Annotated in this window: 15 protein-coding genes; 6 read left to right on the top strand and 9 right to left on the bottom strand. The window is 64.8% G+C overall.

Annotation, left to right across the window (positions count from 1 at the left end; translation table 11 throughout):
* Window positions 1-50: 50 nt before the first annotated feature.
* From LGN10_RS14600 to LGN10_RS14575, 6 genes are all read right to left on the bottom strand, one after another.
* The gene (locus LGN10_RS14600; RefSeq protein WP_060317615.1) at window positions 51-851 is read right to left on the bottom strand and encodes an SDR family NAD(P)-dependent oxidoreductase; all 801 of its coding nucleotides are present in this window, start codon (window positions 849-851) and stop codon (window positions 51-53) included.
* A 295-nt stretch (window positions 852-1146) separates the two neighbouring features.
* A complete protein-coding gene (locus LGN10_RS14595; RefSeq protein WP_059581390.1) occupies window positions 1147-1908 on the bottom strand; it encodes a glycine betaine ABC transporter substrate-binding protein in 762 nt (253 codons plus the stop codon).
* A 28-nt stretch (window positions 1909-1936) separates the two neighbouring features.
* Window positions 1937-2860 (bottom strand): DMT family transporter, encoded by a 924-nt coding sequence (locus LGN10_RS14590; RefSeq protein WP_226224070.1) that lies wholly within the window; start codon window positions 2858-2860, stop codon window positions 1937-1939.
* A gap of 90 nt (window positions 2861-2950) precedes the next feature.
* Window positions 2951-3604: an oxygen-insensitive NAD(P)H nitroreductase gene (gene nfsB / locus LGN10_RS14585; RefSeq protein WP_226224069.1), complete on the bottom strand. Its 654-nt coding sequence runs from the start codon at window positions 3602-3604 to the stop codon at window positions 2951-2953.
* 36 nt (window positions 3605-3640) lie between these two features.
* Window positions 3641-4864, bottom strand: coding sequence for a major royal jelly family protein (locus LGN10_RS14580; RefSeq protein WP_226224068.1), 1224 nt, complete (start codon window positions 4862-4864; stop codon window positions 3641-3643).
* A gap of 62 nt (window positions 4865-4926) precedes the next feature.
* Window positions 4927-5934 (bottom strand): zinc-binding alcohol dehydrogenase family protein, encoded by a 1008-nt coding sequence (locus LGN10_RS14575; protein ID WP_226224067.1) that lies wholly within the window; start codon window positions 5932-5934, stop codon window positions 4927-4929.
* A gap of 140 nt (window positions 5935-6074) precedes the next feature.
* On the opposite strand from LGN10_RS14575, the gene LGN10_RS14570 reads away from it, so the two are divergent.
* From LGN10_RS14570 to LGN10_RS14555, 4 genes are all read left to right on the top strand, one after another.
* A complete protein-coding gene (locus LGN10_RS14570; protein WP_059581376.1) occupies window positions 6075-7007 on the top strand; it encodes a LysR family transcriptional regulator in 933 nt (310 codons plus the stop codon).
* Window positions 7008-7476: 469 nt separating this feature from the next.
* Window positions 7477-7845: a BON domain-containing protein gene (locus LGN10_RS14565; RefSeq protein ID WP_059581373.1), complete on the top strand. Its 369-nt coding sequence runs from the start codon at window positions 7477-7479 to the stop codon at window positions 7843-7845.
* A 505-nt stretch (window positions 7846-8350) separates the two neighbouring features.
* Window positions 8351-8887: a carboxymuconolactone decarboxylase family protein gene (locus LGN10_RS14560; RefSeq protein WP_059581370.1), complete on the top strand. Its 537-nt coding sequence runs from the start codon at window positions 8351-8353 to the stop codon at window positions 8885-8887.
* A 225-nt stretch (window positions 8888-9112) separates the two neighbouring features.
* Entirely contained in the window at window positions 9113-9400 is a 288-nt protein-coding gene (locus tag LGN10_RS14555; RefSeq protein ID WP_060317923.1) for a putative quinol monooxygenase, read from the top strand.
* 212 nt (window positions 9401-9612) lie between these two features.
* Here the strand turns inward: LGN10_RS14555 and LGN10_RS14550 are convergent, their stop codons facing one another.
* The 3 genes from LGN10_RS14550 to LGN10_RS14540 all read right to left on the bottom strand — a co-directional run bounded on the left by LGN10_RS14550 (window position 9613) and on the right by LGN10_RS14540 (window position 12543).
* Window positions 9613-10848, bottom strand: a complete 1236-nt coding sequence (locus LGN10_RS14550) for an MFS transporter (RefSeq protein WP_226224065.1) — start codon at window positions 10846-10848, stop codon at window positions 9613-9615.
* Between the two features lie 145 nt (window positions 10849-10993).
* On the bottom strand, window positions 10994-11854 hold the full coding sequence (locus tag LGN10_RS14545) for an N-acyl homoserine lactonase family protein (protein ID WP_226224064.1): 861 nt from the start codon (window positions 11852-11854) through the stop codon (window positions 10994-10996).
* Between the two features lie 140 nt (window positions 11855-11994).
* The gene (locus tag LGN10_RS14540; RefSeq protein WP_124659247.1) at window positions 11995-12543 is read right to left on the bottom strand and encodes a TetR/AcrR family transcriptional regulator; all 549 of its coding nucleotides are present in this window, start codon (window positions 12541-12543) and stop codon (window positions 11995-11997) included.
* 729 nt (window positions 12544-13272) lie between these two features.
* Here LGN10_RS14540 and LGN10_RS14535 point away from each other — a divergent pair.
* Both LGN10_RS14535 and LGN10_RS14530 read left to right on the top strand, forming a co-directional pair.
* Window positions 13273-14274, top strand: coding sequence for an FHA domain-containing protein (locus LGN10_RS14535; RefSeq protein WP_226224062.1), 1002 nt, complete (start codon window positions 13273-13275; stop codon window positions 14272-14274).
* Window positions 14271-18317 (top strand): TOMM system kinase/cyclase fusion protein, encoded by a 4047-nt coding sequence (locus LGN10_RS14530; RefSeq protein WP_226224060.1) that lies wholly within the window; start codon window positions 14271-14273, stop codon window positions 18315-18317. The genes LGN10_RS14535 and LGN10_RS14530 overlap by 4 nt, the downstream gene beginning before the upstream one ends.
* Window positions 18318-18448 lie beyond the last annotated feature (131 nt).

Raw genomic sequence — 18448 nt, 5'->3', positions numbered from 1 at the left:
AGTTCCTTTGAATGGACGACTGGAGCGGTTGCGAAAAAAGTTTGCTGCGTTTATTGCGCGACGGCGTAACGCGCCGCGGGGGTATTGCTCGAGAGATGGGGAATCATGACGCGGCGGGCGGCGTCGTATGCGGCCCATTCTTCTCCTGCGTGCAGGGATGGAATCGTGACGAGTTCCTGACGGTCGAAGCCGGTCAGCGCTGCGTCGACCATGTCGGAAGCCGACATGACGATCTCCTTCGGGAGGTTGTCCAGCGGGAGCCCGCCAATCTCCCAGAATTCCGTTGCCGTCGCGCCCGGGAGAACGGCCTGAACCTGCACGCCCTTGTCTGCCAGTTCGTGATGAAGGGACTGCGTGAACGCGAGCGTGAATGCCTTGCTTCCGCCATACACGCCGTTCAGCAGCTCGGGCCCGATCGCAACGATGGACGAGATGTTGATGATCGCGCCGTGGCCGCGAGCGACGAAGCCGGGTGCCGCTGCATAGGTGAGGCGCGTCAGCGCCGTGACGTTGAGATCGATCATGCGCGTCATTGCGTCGACGTCGCTTTCGAGCAGCGGCTTATGCGTGCCGACACCGGCATTGTTCACGAGCAGCGTGATGCTCGCGTCCGTGCGCAGCTTCGCTTCGATGGCCGCCAGCGCGCGCGAATCGCCGAGGTCCGCGGCGATCGCTTCGACACTGCGTTGCGTGTCGTCGGTCATGCGCTTCGCAAATGCGTCGAGCCGATCCTTGTTGCGTGCAACGAGAATCAGATCGAACCCGCGGCGTGCGAGTCGTTCGGCATAGACCGCACCGATACCCGACGATGCGCCCGTGATCAGTGCGGTGCCTTTGTGTGCTTGCGTCATGATGTTGTTCCGTCGATGGTTACGAAGTGAATGACATCTGCCGGGAAACGCCGAGCCGGTTGCGTCATCTCGGCCGGCTCGTTTCAGTCTTCTGTTTCTCGGCGATTGCGATGTAGTGCGATGCAGTTTATTGGCGAGGCGACGTGTCGATCAACGCGCTCCGCCCATAAAGTCATTTCACTTACTCCGAATATTCGTTCGCGCGAAGTGCATAACGGCCGTCGACGTTCGCGGCGGTTTCGGTCGATACGCGTCGTCTACGCGTTCGTCACCGACGGTGCTCGCCCGTGGCGCCTCAGGTCGTTCGCGGCGAGCCGGTGCGTGAGAGGACATGGTCCAGACGGCTCGTTTCCCGATTGCCGAGACTGAGAGTGCGCAGTTCGGACAATGCGGCCAACGGGATCGCGTCAAGCGACGCATTTCTGACGATCAACGTGGCGTCGTCCGTGCCGCCGAGCAGACCCTTCGGGTCCTTGAGTTCGCGAATGGTGTATTGCTCGTGAAGGTACTGTGGAGTCCAAAGCGGAACCACCACCCACCGGCGTGCGGCGACGGCCTCCTCGAAGGCGCGTACACAATCGTCGAGCGTGCCGTTTTCGAAGTGATACCCTGCGTCCGCCAGGCCGTACTGCGCGACGATTTCGCGGGAAAATCTGCTGATGCCCGCGCCGGGATTGATGCCCTGAATCCGCTTCACCATCCGTGACGCCACATCCGGCCGTTTCAGATCGGAGATGGAGCTCACCGCGCTTTCGGGCACATAGTCGGGTACGCCCCACAATGCATATGGCCGGTAAAGGACGGTGATCTTGTGCACGTCCTGCTCGAACGGAGCGAGGTAGAGACTATGACTGCTCGGGAGCCACGCGCTGCTCAGCATGTCGGCTCGCCCTTCCCGCAGAATCCGGAAGGCTTCTTCGTGCGGTGCGAATATTTCGTCGACCGTTACGCCATGCTCGTTCAATATCCGCCGCACGACGCCGGAGGCCGCGCGATGGAACGACAGGTCGATGGTAACGAGCGTGAGTCTGGGTTGAGTCGGGTCGAGATCGACCATGGCATTCTCCTGGTTCAGACGATCAAGGTCAGCGTGATGCGATAGAGAGCGCGATGCCGGCCACGATGAGAACGACGCTTGCCGCAAGCCCCATCGTGAGATGCTCGTGAAGAAAGAGGACCGACGTCATGAGGCCGACGACGGGAACGCCTAACATCGCCGTCGCCATGCTCGTGCTCGACATGCGCGTGTTGGCGGCATTCACCGCGCAAAAGCAAAATGCCGTTGCAATCGGACCGATGTAGATCAGCGCCGACGTCAGGCTGAGGCTGCCGTCGCCCGTGTAGGGGCCCTCGAGCACTCTGGCGAGCACGGCGAGCGGCACGGCGGCAACGAGCATTTGCCAGGGCGCGAGCACGTAGGCGCTCGACGCGCTGCGGAAGTGCCGGAGATGAAGAATGCAGACCGCCCAGCACAGCGACGCGCCGAGCAGCATGACGTGCGCGACAACGGCCTGACGGTCGTGCCAGTCGACATCGAGCGGATTGAAAAGCAGCAGGACCCCCGCCACGCCAAGTGCCGTGCCGAGTGCTTTACGCACGGACAGGTGCTCGCGAAATGCCAGCACCGACACGGGCGTCACCCAGATCGGCGTCGTATAGGCGAGCACGGCGGAACGGCCGGCGCTCACGTGGTGCCGCGCGACGGCGCTCATCGCGGTGAACGCCAACATCTGAAGCAAGCCGACGCTGGCGAGAAACGGCAGGTCGGCGCGCTTCGGCAAGCGCAGCGTCCCGGTCGCAGCTTGCACGACGAACAGGCACAGCGCCCCGGATGCGAACCGTGCTGCCGACAGCCACAGCGGTGTGACGTGCGCCAGGCCCAGCTTCATCGCCGGCCAGTTCGCACCCCACAACAAAATCGCCGCGCCCAATAACAGCGCACCGCCATATCTGGACGAGGACACGGTCGCGGTGCGGCCGTGCGTGTCCATCCGAATCAACTCGGACATGATGACGCTCCTCGAAGTCGTGCAGCCGAGCGTGCGCGAAACGGTAGCTCGGAACGCTTGCCGCGCGGGCGGCAAGCCTGCTTCGGGTGATCAGATGAATGTGAATATCCGTTCGCGCGGCAGCCGCGATTTGGGCAGATCCGCGTTGAAGTCGTCGCCGCTGCGAAAACCCAGGGACACGATGACGACGCTCGTCAGGCCTCGTTCGCGCAGGCCGAGGCTTGCATCGAGCGTGCGGCTGTCGAACCCTTCCATCGGCGTTGCATCGACGCCGAGGACGGCCGCGCCGAGCAGCAGGCCGCCCAGCGCCAGATAGACCTGCTTTTCCATCCATTGCGGCGTATCGCGCAGCTCGTATTTGTGCATGTCGACGTACGAGCGGCGGCTCTTGTTCTGCGCGGTGCGCATTTCGGCGGTCTTGAATCGACCATCCACCGATTCGCGCTCCAGAATGGCCTGAAGGTGTTCTTCGTCCATGTCGGTCCGCATGCACATCGCGATGACGTGCGATGCATTGACGACCTTCGCCTCGTTGTACGCGTAGGCGCCCGTTGTGGCGGCCGCGATGCGCGCGCGGCCTTCCGGTGTCGCGGCCACCACGAAATGCCACGGTTGGGAATTCACCGAGGACGGCGACTGGTGAAGCAGCGACAGCAATGTTTCGACCTGCGCGGCGGGAAGCGACTTGCCGCCCTCGAAGGCTTTGACGGTATGGCGGGCATGAATGGCGTCGGCGAGATTCATGTGCGGGACTCCGGTTGTCGGCGATGGCGAAAGGGATTAACGGGTCGGTGCGGGACCTGCGCCGATGCGTACGCGGAACAATGCGTACGGCTTCTGGCGCTCGTCCTTGCCGCCGTGGAATACCGGTTGGCGGTGAAGCTGGTTCGCGGTGAAGTAGAGGTAACCGTCCGGGCCGACCGACAGCGTGTCGGGCCACAGCACGCGCGGATCGTGCAGGATCGTCTGCCATTCGCCGCCCGGCTCGAGCTTGCGAATCGAGTTGTGCTCGTAATCGCCGGCATAGACATTGCCGTTCGCGTCGCTGGCAAGACCGTCGGACGCCCCTTTCTCCCCGAGATCCTTCACCGCGGCCGCCAGTTGCGCGTCGCTGATCGACGGATCGCGCAGCATCGCGGTCGGAATCGAGTAGAGATGGCGGCTCGACAGCGGGCAGTAGTAGAGGGTCTGGCCGTCCGCGGAGAGCGCGATGCCGTCGGACGCCACGGAAAAGGGCTTGGTGGTCCCGTTCGGGTCGCGGACTTTCAACGACTGGCCTTCGACGACCGGGACGAAGCGAGGATCCGCCGACGTCGACACGTCGCCGGTCAGGCGGCGCATCGCCTTTCCGCTGTCGAGGTCGATCACGATCAGGCCGCCGATGCCCGACAGCGAGGAGTCGGTCACGTAAGCGACTCCGGCCTTTCCGATGCGAAAATCGAAGCGCATGTCGTTCACATAGGTCTGGGCGCGCATCACGTTCGCGGGGAACACGATCGTCTTGACGACGCGGTTGGTCGCGAGATCGATGGCGACGAGCTTCGCGCCGCCCGCGACCGGCTCCGAAAAATTCGGTGCGGCGGTATCCAGAACCCAGAGCTTGCCGTGACCATCGGCAACGACGCTTTGGACACTCAGGAAGTGCGTGGACGGGTGCGCCGCATCGGCATGGTTGATCTCGGCGTTTGGATAGGCGACGACGCGGCCGTCACGCAACTCGCCAACGGTGAAAGGCACGGCGTCGCCCCAGCGCGGGAAATTGACGAAAATCCGGCCGTTCTCGGCAACCGTCACGCCGGTGGGCATCGGGCCGGAAAAGGTGGCCACCGTGTCCATCGCGCCGATGGTGCGGTCGGTCGCCTGAACCGCCGGCGCCGTTGCCGGCGCGGACGGTTGCGCCAACACCTGGTTGACCAGCAGCGTGAAACTCAAGCCGGCTGCCAGTGCGGTTGCGGTCCGGCGGAGGGAAGTGAATCTCGTGATGCGTCGATGCGGGAAATGCATGTTTGTTCTCCGGTCTTGTCCAGCATGTTCGGAATGGCGATACAGGGCGTCGTCGGCGTGCGTCAGAAGCCTTCCAGCACGATCTTTCCTCGCGCGCGACCGCTCTCGATGAGGGCATGGGCGCGCCGGAGATTTTCGGCATTGACGGTTCCGAAGTGATCGGCCATGGTCGTGCGCAACGTACCGTCGTCGATCAGGGTGGAGACGCGATCGAGGATTTCGTGCTGCCTGACCATGTCCGCGGTTTCGAACAGCGATCGCGTGAACATGAGTTCCCAATGAAGCGAAATCGACTTGCGTTTGAGCGGCATCGCGTCCAGCGTGTCGGGGTCGTCGATCACGGCAAGTCGGCCCTGCGGCGCCAGCGCCTCGACGAGCTGCGCGTAATGGACGTCCGTCTGAGTGAGGCTGGCGACGTAGCGCACTTGCGGGGCGCCGATGCGGCGCAGCCCCTCGAGTAGCGGCTGCGTATGGTCGATGACGTCGTGCGCACCGAGCGCTTGCGCCCATGCGCGCGTTTCGGCGCGAGACGCCGTCCCGATTACACGCAACCCCGTCAGTTGACGCGCCAGTTGCGTCAGCATGGAGCCGACGCCGCCGGCCGCACCGACGATCAGCAATGCATCGCCGGCACCGGCGCCCTCGGCGATCCCGAGGCGATCGAAGAGCAGTTCCCACGCCGTCAGCGACGTAAGCGGCAACGCTGCCGCTTGAGCATCGGAGAGCGTCGCGGGCTTGCGGCCTGCAATACGCTCGTCGACGAGAACATATTGCGCATACGCGCCGGGCCGGGCGATCGAGCCCGCGAAGAAAACCTTGTCTCCCGGAGCGAACATGGAAACGTTGCTTCCGATTGCCTCGACGGTTCCGACGGCGTCCCATCCCAGGATCCGCGGCTGCTCGGTGGGCGACCCCATACGAACCTTCGTGTCGACGGGATTGACGGCGATCGCGTCGACCTTGACCAGCAAGTCGCGCGGCTCGGCTTCGGGCTTGGACACCTCGGCATCGAGAAGGGACTCGGGATGGTCCGCGGGCAGGCCATGCTGTGTATAGACAACCGCTTTCATGGATGAACTCCGAATGATGGTTGAGTGGCGCTGGGCTGCTCGCTGCAGACCGGGCGCCAGCGTGTGAGTGAAATACTGCTCGACCTCGACTGCGGGAAAAACGCGTTACATTAGGGAGGACTTTCACTCCAGGAATGAAAATGGTGCGGCTCGAGGACCTTCAACTATTCGTGAGAGCCGCGGCGCTCGGCAGCTTCTCGAATGCGGCGAGGGAAGCCGATCTGCTGCCAGGGCAAGTGAGCGCCGCGATTCAAAGGCTCGAGCGCGAGCTGGATACCCGTCTCTTTGCACGCTCCACCCGAAGCCTGAAACTCACCGCGGAAGGCGAGCAGTACCTGCCCTATGCGGAGGAAGTGCTTTCCATGGTTCACGAGGGGCGTGAGCGGTTGCACGGAGGAAAGCACGCGTTGCAAGGTACGTTGCGAATCGCCGCACCGTCGGATATCGGACGCAATGCATTGCTTTCCTGGCTCGGCGTGTTCCGCGATGCGCATCCGAAGCTGGTGCTGAAGCTTTCGTTGTCCGACTACGTGACCGACGTATTTCGCGATCCGGTGGACGTGGCTATCCGCTATGGCGCGCCGGAGGCCGCAAGCTACGTCGCGCTTCCGCTCGCCGAAAGCAATCGAAGAGTGCTCGTCGCCGCTCCGGAATACGTGAAACGGCACGGCGCGCCTGCGTCGCTCGACGAGCTCGTTTTGCACGACTGTTTGCCCTACGTGCTCGGTGGGCGTGTCTACGATCGCTGGCTGTTCCCCGCAAGCGGCGTGAGGCGGCAGGTCACGGTGAAGGGTGTGCTGCTGTGCGACGATGCCGAAATCGCGCGGCGCTGGGCTGTCGAGGGCAGGGGCATTGCCTACAAATCCTGGCTCGATGTCCATGACGACGTCAGAGCGGGGCGCCTGACAGTATTGCTGCCCGATCAGCGAGGCGAGGCGGCTCCGCTGAGCCTCGTGTGTCCGCATCGTCGCCAGTTCTCGCCGGCGGTCAGATACCTTCATGCGCACCTCCGCGAACGAATTTCGCCGATGATCGCCGCGATGCGCGACTACGTTGGCGACGCGATGGAGTAGCACGGCCTTTTTAGCCGCGCGAGCCGTGACGTGCGGAGGTGAATGGAGAACGACGCGCAACGGAGTATTCATCAGCTTCTCGGCTCCAATTCGGGACGCTGTCTGGTCCCCAGGTTTCGTTAACGTCCAGTCGCGATAGTCCACGGCAACCGGGTTCCCGCTGGCAGATCGCCCACGTTCGAGCGTCGTTCAGGCGCCTTTCGGGTCATCGGGCAACACATGCAGCCAGTTTGGCGTTTCGGAGTTGCCCGGAAAATCGTCTCGCCGTGTATTCGAGCTAGTCGAAAATAGTCAATGCACCTATGCGCAGGTATAGGTGGCTTGCGAGCATCGGTGCGGGAAGGCGAAGAACGCGCGTTGAAAGCTGTTTTCAGGGAGAGGCCATTGAGGTCGGCCAATTGTCTTCCTACCATTCACTCGGGTTTTATCCCTTGATAACTTTACGTTCACGTTGGTTAAGGAGAGTGTGATGAAGAAAACGATCGCGTCGATGCTGTATGTCAGCTATTTGGCCTTCGGTATTTCAGCCCATGCGGCGGAGCAGAATACCGCTCCGCCGCCGGAGCAGGTCGTCAGCCAGAAAGAAGTGACGAAGAGTGAAAAGAAGGCGCAACACGCGGCCGATCGCGCGCTGTCGCGGAAAATCGTATGGGCGCTGTCGAAAACGAAAGGATTGAATGCAATCAACGTGCGGGTGCTCGCTCGCCGGGGAGCCGTGACCCTGACCGGATACGTGCCCGACAGCGAGCAAGTCCAGCTTGCCGGCGATAGCGCCGCGCGGGTCGCGGGCGTGACGTCCGTCGCCAACAATGTGGTGCCGGGCGAACCGGGCCGTTGATTGCCGTCACCGGAGGCCGACGTGCGCATACCGATGCGTTCGCGCGTCGCCCGGTGTTCGCGGCGGCTCGAAGGCCGAGTTCCGATTTTGAATGTTGCATGGCGCTGTGCACGGAAAAGGGGTGCTTTCGTCGCGCCGAAATAACGTCCTTTTTGCCGGGTAATCGGTGGGTCGATATCGCGCCGACACGTTCATGACGTGCCTGAAAATGAATGATCTGAAGGCGAAACGGGCCGGCCCCGATGTTGACGAGCAAAGTCAGTTTTTCGGTAAATCGCATTCAAATTCAAGCAGCGAATTTTTATGATGACAACTGCTGCGATTAAATCGGGTCGTGGGTTTTCGATGTCGATAATTGTCGTGCGCGTTGCGTGACGCGACCTATTCGGCATTTGGCGCGGTTATCTGGCAGTAAAACCAGGGGCGCGGGCTCCGACTCGTCATCGTCGCTATCCTGCCGGCCGTTTTCGGTCGGCACTTCGTTATCCAACTCGTTGAGAGATATATGACACGCTTGACTACCCTGAAGCCGTCGGAAGCTACCGGCGAAACCGCAGCTGTGTTCGGTCAGATCAAGGCCGCACTTGGGAAGGTCCCGAACGCCTACGCGACCATCGGCACGCACAGCCCGGCCGGTCTTTCGGCCATGTTGAACGTCGATGCGGCGATCGCGGCAAGTTCTCTGGATCAGGCCGACATTGAAACGGTGCGCCTTGCGGTAAGCGCGCTGTCCGGTTGCGACTATTGCCTGGCCGCTCATACGATGCTCGGCAGGATGTCGGGTCTCACGCCGGAGGTGATGAAGAATATCCGCGCCGGTCGCGCGTCGGGGGAGGCCCGGCGTGATGCGCTGCTCTCGTTCGTGCGATCGATCGCGACGACGCGCGATACCGTGCCCCAGGGCGTGCTGGAGGCGGTGCTGGACGCGGGGTATACCGAGCGGCAGGTCATCGAGATCATCCTGGTCATGACATCGATCACCTTCACCAACCTGGTGAACCGCGTGAACGACACTACGCTGGACTTTCCGGCAGTCGACTGAACGTGTCGGGCGTCGGCTCGACTGACGGCCAATGCCCGGTGTCGTTCCGGAACGCCACACAGCGCCCGTCGGGCGCCGTGTGCATTGACGCTCGCGAAGCAGTTGGAAGACTGAATGAGCGACGGGGCGCCATGCGGACGAACCGATCCGTCCGATCGTGTCGTCGTACTGGCGTGTCAAACGAAAGCAGATGCTCGAAAGATCCCTTTACGATGGAGAATGAAAATGTCAAAGCAGTTTGTCGTTGCCACGATTACCGCGGATCCGCAACACGCGAAGGCGGTGGAAGCGGCGTTGTTGGCGGCCGTACCGGCCGTCCGGACCGAGGATGGGTGCGAGCAGTATGAGCTGCATCGCGACCGCGAGGCGGCTCATCGCTTTACGATGATCGAGCGATGGCGGGACGAACGTGCGCTGAAGGTCCACGGCGAAGCACCGGCGTTCCAGAACCTGGCGCGCGAACTCGCGGGCAAGGCGACGCTCGATGTCGTGCTGCTCGAGAAACTGATCTAGGCGAACCGAAATCATTCTGGAACAAGCCGGCGGCCGGATCGATTTCCGGCCGCCGTTATTTTTCGTTCGTTCGATCGAGGCCGGACGTCGCGTGCGCGACGTCGATCATCGAACGAGCAGCGCGAGTACGGGCGCGACGAGTGCGGTCAGGACGCCGTTCATTCCGATGGCCTGCTCGCGTATCCGCGGGCCGGTGCCTTGTCTCGATCGCGTCATGATTGAAGCGATTCCCGACACCCGGCCGCGCAGGCCTTCGCGTTGACCGACGCACGGGATACGAGCAGGCTGCCGGTCGCCAGCGCGAGAAACGCCAGTGAACTGCCGATCGACCCTGTCAAACCGAACGCGGGATACACCCACCCCGCGACGGCGGAGCCGACGCCGATGCCGCAAAACACGAAGGATGCGGTCAAGGCCAACGCAATGCCTCGCCATTGCGGTACGAGTTCGACGATGCGCCGTTGCTGTGAAGGCCACAGCAGGTCGGTCGCGAACGCCCACGCCGTCAGTGCGACAAAAAGCAGGTGCAGGCTCGGGGGCGTGAACCAGAGAAACACCAGGTCCGCTGCAAGCAGGGCGAGGCCGGCGAGCAGCATCGTTTCCGCGCTATGGCGCCGCGCGGCGCGCGTCACGAACAGGTTGCCCGCGACGCCGGCTACGCCGAGCACCACGAGCGAAGTCGACACCATGTCGGCGCCTGCGTGGAATACGTCGCGAATGATGGGTGCGATAAAAGCGTACGTCGAATAGACGCCGGCCGCGATGAAGAACACGACCAGAAATGCACTGAGCGTAGCGGTGCGCGTCAGAAGAGAGACCATCGTCGCGAATTCGATGTTCTCGCCCCGGCTCGTGTCGGGTACGGCCCCCACGATGAGCGCGGCGGTCACGGCGCCGGCGAGCCCGACGGCGACGAAGAGCGAGCGTGCGCCCCATGCGTGCGCGATCCATGCGGACAGCGGCATGCCGACCAGGCCGGCGACGCTCAAGCCGAGCAGCACGGTGGCAATCGCGCTGCCCTGCTGGTCGCGCTCGACGAGGCTCGAACCCAAGGCGCCGAGCACGGGGCCGATGAAACCCGCGCCGAGCCCCATCAGCACGCGCGACAGCAGCAGCACGGGATAATTCGGCGCGGCCGCCAGCAGGAGGGCAGCCGTACTGAACAGCGCCAAGCCGAGCAGGACCTGGCGACGGCGTCGCAGATGTCCAAAACCGACTTGCAGCAGCGGAGCGGCGAAAGCGAACGTCACACCGAACACGGTAACGAGGTAAACGCTTTGCGAATCGGCGAGCCCCCATTGACGCGATATCGAGTCGAGGCTGCCGACGACGGAGAGCGCGCCCGTCGCCTGTACGAAGTACGCGAGGCTGAGGGTGTGGAGTGCGCGCGCCGTCCGCGCGGAAAAGGGCGTAGTCATGAGAGAGTCCTTTCGAGGCTTGAGAAGCACGCGGCGCGGCAGACGAGACGGGCGCGCACCGATCAACCGACTACCTGCCGAGCGCGTGCAGAACCAGCGTGGCCGCGGCGTGGAATGCGCCCGCGGCGACAATCAACAGTCCGAACGTTCGACGCAGAAGGCCGGGCATCTGGGTTCAACCCTGCTTCAATGGCGTGTAATTCGACGCCTTCGTGACATCGGCCCGCGGGTTCGAGATGGCGTTTTCCATCAGGCCGACCACCTTCCCGCCGCTCACCAGCGCGGGCACGTCGTGGCTTGGCAGCAGGAAGCGGCTCGTTGCAAGCGCGCGCTTGATCGCGCGCTTCTCGTCCAGCGTCGACATCGCGCGGTTCGCGGTAATGGTGGGTTCGTGCGCGGCCTGGTCGAGGATCGGGTCGATCAACTGATCCTTCAGGTTGTAGGCGATGTCGCCGCAGATGTTGGCAATGCCTTCGTCGGTTTCGACGAGCACCGACAGCGAACCCGGCGTATGGCCACCGGAGAGACGGACCGCGACGCCCGGAATGACCTCTTCCTCGAACGTGCCGTCCACGTCGAACAGCCGGATTGCGCCGCGCGTATGCAGGCGGTCGATCAGATGCTTCGTATCGGCCGCGGTGTACATCAGCGGGCCCATGATCCCGGATGCCGCGAATTCCAGCTCGCGACGCGAGATACCGACGGTTGTCGTCATGGGAAATCGGTCGGTCATCCCGACGTGATCGATATGTGCGTGCGTATGGACGATGTGACGGATGTCGCTCATCTTCAGGCCGTGTTGAGCGAGGTGATACTCGATCGTCATCTCTGGCGTGACTTCGTAGGGCAGACCGAATTCAGCGTACTGCTCGACGCTGCGCGAACCCGTATCGACGAGCACGGGATGCGCGCCACCCGTGATCAGAAACCCGAGCACCGGTATCGTCACCTGCTTGCCGGGTTCGCGAAACAGGACGAGGCCGCTCGAATCGAGCGACATGTTGCCGAAGTTGATCGGGTGAATCTTCAAGCTCATGGCTGCTCTCCGCTGTAGATCGGTACTTTATTGAACCGATCGGTTCAGTATGATCACGCGAGCGAGGCGGGGCCAATTAAAAAAACCAATCGGTTCAAAACGATTGGTCTATCGCGAAGGGGGCCGACCGCGGACGAGCGTCAAAGGAGGCGTAGCGCTTGCATGAATGCGCCGACGGCGTCGCCTTCGGCCTCGGCGGGCAAATTGCGCTCGATGCAATAGCCGGCAAAGAACACCGTCACGATCGTGGCGATGGTCGCGGCAGGCAGGTGATGAGGCTCGGCCTCGATATTTTCGATGATCTGCGGGATCAGCCGATGGTGATACGCGCCGACGACTTCGCGCACGCGGTCGGACAACGACGGGAATTCACGCAGCGAGTTGACGGAGAAACAACCTACGCAGCCGTCGTCTTGCGGATCGCCCAGCCGCAGGAAGCGCTCGATGTTGCTGTAACTTTTCGGCTCCGCGGTAAGGATCTGCAGCGCCCCGCGATGTTCGTAGTAGTAGAGGAGGGTATGCAGGAACAAGTCTTCCTTGTCCCCGAACTCCGCATAGAGCCCCGACTTGTTGACGCCCGACGCCCGTTCCAGCTGCTGGAGCGACGTTCCGGCGAAGCCGTACTTCCAAAAGAGCGGGAGCACCTTTTGCAACACGCCTTCGCGACTGAATTTTTTGGGTCTGCCCATGCCCGTCCCACCATGAGAGGATTTGCAAACATTTTAAACCGAACGGTTTTTTTGGGCGGCCGGGCGAATCGATACGGCGACCGGCGGGGTGCGGGGCTGTATCCGGTGTCGCGGCCGTTCGATCGACTACCCCATGTGCATCGTCGCGCCGACATACCCGCGTTAGCCGGCTATCCCGAAAGGCATGAGCGGCGCGGCTTGATTTACGGACGGGTTAAACGGCATCGATTATAAAAACACCAGGGAAAATTATTTAAACAATCGAAACGGTGTGATTTTATTTTCACTCGGGCAAACAAAATTTCCGCGTTGGCAAAGGTCATTAATCCCGCTCTGTCATTCAATGTCACCATACCGGTCAGATGTATGTCTGGCGGCGGTTTGCGAGACGATGAATAATTTCGACCCCTTATTGGCAACCCGGAAATTTATCGGAAACGTAAAGGATTGCAATATGAAGTCGTTATCCGTGTATTCCGGTTGCGGGGCATGATTTTATTTGGCAGGATTTCATCGGGCGCCTGATTTTAAAACAACAAAGCGATCGACAGTTCAATTTGCTGAAATAACGTGCGATGCCGGGGCGACCCCTTGCAAGACAGCTGATCAGAAAAAAACAGGTAACGAGGCGGCGAACGTGCGACCGTTCGCGATCATTGAATCAATCGCTTGTCCGGCAACGTCGATGCGGCACTCGAACGATCCGGGCGAATCCGACACGGGGCGGCCATGGCGATACTCAAGAACGACGCTTCCGGAGAAGCATGCCTGCTCCGCGCGTATCACGTGTTCGGCCGCGACGACGCGCGCTGCGACACGGTCATCCGGGACGGCTCGGTGTCCCGCGTCCATGCCCATGTCCGCTGGGTCGGCGGGCTCTGGGAACTCCACGATCACAGCAGCAACGGCACGTCGGTATCGGGCGTATCGTTGCGCGACGGCGAGCATGCGGTGCTGCGGCAAGGCGACGTGATCCGCTTCGGCCGGGCCGGCATCGCGCCCTGGCGCGTCGAATCGCTCGACGATCCGGCCGATACGCTGTGGCCGATCCGTGGCGCCGTGGAACCAATCGTGCTCGCGCCGCGCCAGATCCTGCCGGCCCCTGCCGCGCAGCCGGTCACGATCGTCCGATCGCCGGCCGGCGAATGGCTGTGCGACGACACGCTGCCGCCGCGCGCGCTCCATGACGGCGACGAAGTGTCGACCGGCGACTTCGCATGGCGCCTCGCCCTCGCGCGCCAAGGCTCGACGGTGACGCTCGCCGCCCACGCCGATCCGGCCGCGCCGGCGCAACTGCTCGAATTCTTCGTCAGCCGGAACGAGGAGCACGTGCGCATGCTGCTGCATGTCCGCGGCGGCGTGGTCGACCTCGGCGAGCGCGCCCATCACTACAGCCTCGTCACGCTCGCCCGCGCGCGCTCGGCCGACAGGCAGGCCGGCCACGACGCCGCCACGCAGGGATGGATCGAGCTCGACCGGCTCGCGCGCATGCTCGGCATCGACACATCCCACGTCAACGTGCAGATTCATCGCGCCCGGAGCCAGTTCGCGGCGCTGCCCGGGCTGGGCGCCAGCCAGCTCGTCGAGCGTCGGCGCGGCAGCGTCCGCTTCGGCGATGTTCCGTTCCGGATCGTGCGCGGCGAGCATCTCGAATGCGAGTGGGTGCCGACCGGCGGACCGCGTCCCGGCGCGCCGCGCTCGGTGCCGGGCCCGGTCGTCCATTGTCCGTGAACGCCGGAGGCCCGGCCGTGCTGCCGATCGTGTCCCGCGCGCCCGCCGGGCCGGATGCATCTGAACCGCCGAGGCATGCGGCGCCTTTCGCGACGCTCGCCGGCAGATGGCATTACCGGCTCGGCGCGCTGCTCGGCGAAGGCGGCAACGGCGTGGTGTTTCGGGCGACCTGCGACGAGACGGGGCTCGCGGTCGCGATCAAGCTGATGCGCGACGACGCCGCGCTGATCGCGCCGGAGCGCATGCGCCGGCGTGCGCGCTTCCGGCGCGAGACGAGCCTGTGCGAGGCGCTGCGGCACCCGAACATCGTGGCGCTGCTGGACCAGGGGCAGGCGCCCGACGGGCGGCTGTTCGCGGTATTCGAACTGGTCGAGGGCCGGACGCTGCGCGACCGGCTCGCCGCGGACGGGCCGCTGTCGGCCATCGACACCGGGCGGCTGATGACGGAAGTGCTCGACGCGCTCGCGGCCGCCCATCGGCGCGGCATCGTGCATCGCGATCTGAAGCCGCAGAACGTCGTGATCGCGATGGCCGACGACGGGCCGCACGCGAAGCTGCTCGATTTCGGCATCGGCGCGTTGCTGCCCGGTACCGAAGACATCACGCGTCGGACCGCGACGCTCGCGACCGAGGTGCTCGGCTCGCCGCCCTACTGTGCGCCCGAGCAATTGCGCAACGAGCCGCCGACGCCCGCCAGCGACCTGTATGCGTGGGGCCTGATCGTGCTCGAATGCCTGACCGGCGAGGTCGTCATGCAGGGCGCGAGCGTGGCCGAGATCCTCCATCAGCAGCTGAGCCCCGTGGATGTCGCGCTTCCACCGCCGATCGCGGCGCTGCCGCTCGGCGCGGTTCTGCGGCATGCGCTGAACAAGAATCCTCGGCAGCGCGCCGCGTCGGCCGACGCGCTCGCGGCGCAGTTTCGTGCGCTCAACTTCGCCGCGCTCGTCGGCCGGTTCGACACCGGTTGCACCGGCCGCCGCGCGCGTGCGCGCTCGCTTGGGTCGCGCGGCGAGACGATCGCGGAGGGGGGCGAGTACCGGCAGATCACCACGCTGTGCTGCTGCGTGACGATCGCCGGAGAGGGCCGCCAACGTCGTGCCGGAACCGAGCAGGGGATGGCGCTCGACGGCTACGAGGCGCAGTGGCTGACGAAGTGCGCCGATATCGCGATCGGTTACGGCGCGCACGCGGGTGGACGGCTCGGCGACACGCTGCTGTTCCATTTCGGCCTGCAAGGGGACATCGACTGGCCCGCGCGTCGCGCGGCGCGGGCGGCGCTCGACATCGTGCGCGTCGCCGAGCGTGCGCGGCTGCCGGTGCCGTCGGCCGCCGGCGGCAGTGCCGGCGGCGCGGAAGAAGGCTGGCGAGTCGAAGTGGCCGCCGCGATTCACGTCGGGCAGATGCTCGCGCATGCGTCGCACATGTCGGGCGCGTCGACGCCGGCCGCGGCGTCGCGGCTGCTGCGGCTGGCCAGGCCCGGACAGATCCTGATCAGCGACGATGCGCGGCTCGTGCTCGAACGGCATGCCGATTCGCGTCCGACCGCGTTGCGGCTGCCGCGCGCGGGCCTCGTGTCGCAGCCGGTTCATGAATTGCTCGGCGAGCGGCACGCCGATACGCCGTTCGATTCGCTCGACGCGGGCAGGCGGACGCCCATGGTCGGCCGCGCGCGCGAATTCGACGTGCTGTTGCGCGCGTGGCAGGACACGCACGAGCGGCATCGTCGCGCGATGCGTGGCGAGCAGCCGCGCGGCGTGCCGCGGCTCGTCGTCGGCGATGTGGGCTTCGGCAAGTCGCGGCTCGTGCACGAACTGTGCGAGGCCGTGCGGACGCGCGGCCATGCCTTTGCGCATTGCGGGTGCCTGCCCGAACGCGAGAATCATGCGTTGTTTCCGGTCCTGCGATTCATCGCCTCGCACTGGCACGTCGACGCCGATCGCGCGCCCGGCGCCGCGCTCGCGGCGATCGACGCGATGATCGCACCGCTCGATTGCGACCATGCGGCGGCGCGTGTCGCGCTCGCGGCCTGGCTCGGGCTGCCCTGCGATGCAAACGGGCTCCTGTGGTCGAGCGCGCGCGAACAGCACGCGCTGTTCGACGTCCTCGAGCAACTGATCGTGTCGCTCGGCAACGGCGCGCCGGTGCTGCTCGTGATCGAGGACGTTCAGTGGCTCGATCGCTCGACCGAGGATTTTCTCGCGTATCTGCAGCACTCGCCGCGCGCGGCGGCACTGTGCATCGTGCTCACGTCGCGCCCCGACAAGCTCGCGCGCTGGCGCGGCGCGACCGACCGCCTGGTGCTGCGCCGCCTGCCGCGCGACGACGCGCAGCGCCTGATGTCGGCGCATCTGGGCCCGGGCGCGTTCGATCCGGCGTGGCTCGACCGGCTCGCCGATCGCACCGCGGGCATCCCGCTGTTCATCGAGGCCGTCGCCCGCGAACTGACGGTGAGCGGCGCGGACGGTCCGATTGCCGAGCCAGCGGCAACGGACCCGTACCCGCTGCCGCTCAGTCTCGGCGGCATGCTCGGCCTGGCCTTCGACCGGATCGACGACGCGCGCGACACCGCGCAGCTGGCCGCGAGCATCGGGCTCGAAGTGGATGCGCAATTGCTCGCCGACGCGTCGCCGCACGATCGCGCCACGCTCGACGCACATCTGCGGCTGCTGCTCGAAGAGCGGATCGTGTACGCGCAGCATCGGCGCGACCGCGTGTTCTATGCGTTCCGCCATGCGCTGATTCGCGACGCCGCGTACGAATCGATGCCGCCTGCCGTACGGCGCGGCAATCATGCGCGCGTCGGCCGTGCGCTGCTCGCGCAGGCCGATCGCGTTGCCGGTGCGCATGCGTTCGGCGTCGCCGCGCACTTCGCGCGCGCAGGCGCGTACGCGGACGCGATCGCGCACGGCATCGATGCGGCGCATCGCGCGCTCGAGCGTTCGCGATACGACGACGCGATCCGCTACGGGCAGGCCGTGTCCGACTGGCTCGCTACTGCCGATCACGCGCGGCGCGAACACGACAGTGCGCGCATCCGCGCCACGTTGACGCACGCGACGATGGCGCGATTCGGCTGGGCCGACCCGCGGGTACGCGAGCATGCGGAGCAGTTGCTGCGGCAGACGCAGACGCTCGACGATCCCGAACTCGAGATCAGCGCGCTGTGGACGCTGTCGACGTACTACCACGTCGCCGGCGACCGTCCGACCGTGCGCCGGATCGGCAAGCGGCTCGACACGCTGGCGACCGAGCGCGGCGATGCGGCCGCGCAGGTCGCGGCGGACGCGATGCGCGGTATGAGCCTGTGGATCGACGGCGACTATGCGCGCGCCCGTGCCGCGTTCGACGCGGTGCTGGCTGGCTACGACGTGCGACGCGACGCGGGGCACCGGCGCGTCCTGGCGCTCGATACGCGCGCGTGGGCGATGGCATCGCTCGCCAGCGTGCGCTGGTGCATGGACGACGATCCGCAGCCGTCGTTCGCGATGGCGCGCGAAGCCGTCTATTGCGCGACCTGTCTCGATCACCTGCCGACGCTCGGCGTCACGATGCTATACCTCGCGCGCACGCATCAGCTCGCCGGAGACCGCGACGCGGCGCGAGCGGTGTCGGAAGCGATTCTCCGCCTCGCGGGCAAGCACCGGCTGCGGGCAGTCGGGCATTACGCCGCGATCATTCATGCGTGGGCGCAACGCGATCGCGCGGGCGTCGTCGCGCACCTCGATGCGCAGCGGCAGTCGGGCGGCCTGCTCGGCATGACCTACTACGCGTCGTTGCTTGCCGAGCTGGATGCCGAACGCGGCGACTACGGCACGGCGCTCGCGCAGGTCGGGCAGTGTCTCGCCTGGTGCGAATCGAGCGGAGAACGGTATTACGAAGCCCAGCTGTTGCTCAAGCAGGCCGAGTTCTTGCGCCGGGCCGATCGGCGCTGCGGCGGCGTGGCCGCGCTCGATGCGTGCCGGCGCGCAGCCGAAATTGCAACGACGGCGGGCATGGGCCGGATCGCGAGGCTCGCCGAGGCGACGTTGCAGTCGTTGCCGTAAGCCGTTCAAACCGACATTCATCATCGACGGTTTTTATGTGCGGTTTGAACGCGGCGCGAAGCAGCCCGGTCGCGCCGCGAGGCCATCGGACGCCCGCGATCGTATCCATCCACTTTGCGCGGATCGCAGGC

The organism is Burkholderia sp. AU32262 (assembly GCF_020419985.1).
Taxonomy (GTDB): Bacteria; Pseudomonadota; Gammaproteobacteria; order Burkholderiales; family Burkholderiaceae; genus Burkholderia; species Burkholderia semiarida.
This window is presented reverse-complemented; position numbering and strand designations above follow the sequence as displayed.

Bases quoted from the DNA above. Each gene is read 5' to 3' on its own strand.
- LGN10_RS14600 (WP_060317615.1), bottom strand. From the start codon at position 851: ATGACGCAAGCACACAAAGGCACCGCACTGATCACGGGCGCATCGTCG.
- LGN10_RS14595 (WP_059581390.1), bottom strand. From the start codon at position 1,908: ATGGTCGATCTCGACCCGACTCAACCCAGACTCACGCTCGTTACCATC.
- LGN10_RS14590 (WP_226224070.1), bottom strand. From the start codon at position 2,860: ATGTCCGAGTTGATTCGGATGGACACGCACGGCCGCACCGCGACCGTG.
- nfsB (WP_226224069.1), bottom strand. From the start codon at position 3,604: ATGAATCTCGCCGACGCCATTCATGCCCGCCATACCGTCAAAGCCTTC.
- LGN10_RS14580 (WP_226224068.1), bottom strand. From the start codon at position 4,864: ATGCATTTCCCGCATCGACGCATCACGAGATTCACTTCCCTCCGCCGG.
- LGN10_RS14575 (WP_226224067.1), bottom strand. From the start codon at position 5,934: ATGAAAGCGGTTGTCTATACACAGCATGGCCTGCCCGCGGACCATCCC.
- LGN10_RS14570 (WP_059581376.1), top strand. From the start codon at position 6,075: ATGGTGCGGCTCGAGGACCTTCAACTATTCGTGAGAGCCGCGGCGCTC.
- LGN10_RS14565 (WP_059581373.1), top strand. From the start codon at position 7,477: ATGAAGAAAACGATCGCGTCGATGCTGTATGTCAGCTATTTGGCCTTC.
- LGN10_RS14560 (WP_059581370.1), top strand. From the start codon at position 8,351: ATGACACGCTTGACTACCCTGAAGCCGTCGGAAGCTACCGGCGAAACC.
- LGN10_RS14555 (WP_060317923.1), top strand. From the start codon at position 9,113: ATGTCAAAGCAGTTTGTCGTTGCCACGATTACCGCGGATCCGCAACAC.
- LGN10_RS14545 (WP_226224064.1), bottom strand. From the start codon at position 11,854: ATGAGCTTGAAGATTCACCCGATCAACTTCGGCAACATGTCGCTCGAT.
- LGN10_RS14540 (WP_124659247.1), bottom strand. From the start codon at position 12,543: ATGGGCAGACCCAAAAAATTCAGTCGCGAAGGCGTGTTGCAAAAGGTG.
- LGN10_RS14535 (WP_226224062.1), top strand. From the start codon at position 13,273: ATGGCGATACTCAAGAACGACGCTTCCGGAGAAGCATGCCTGCTCCGC.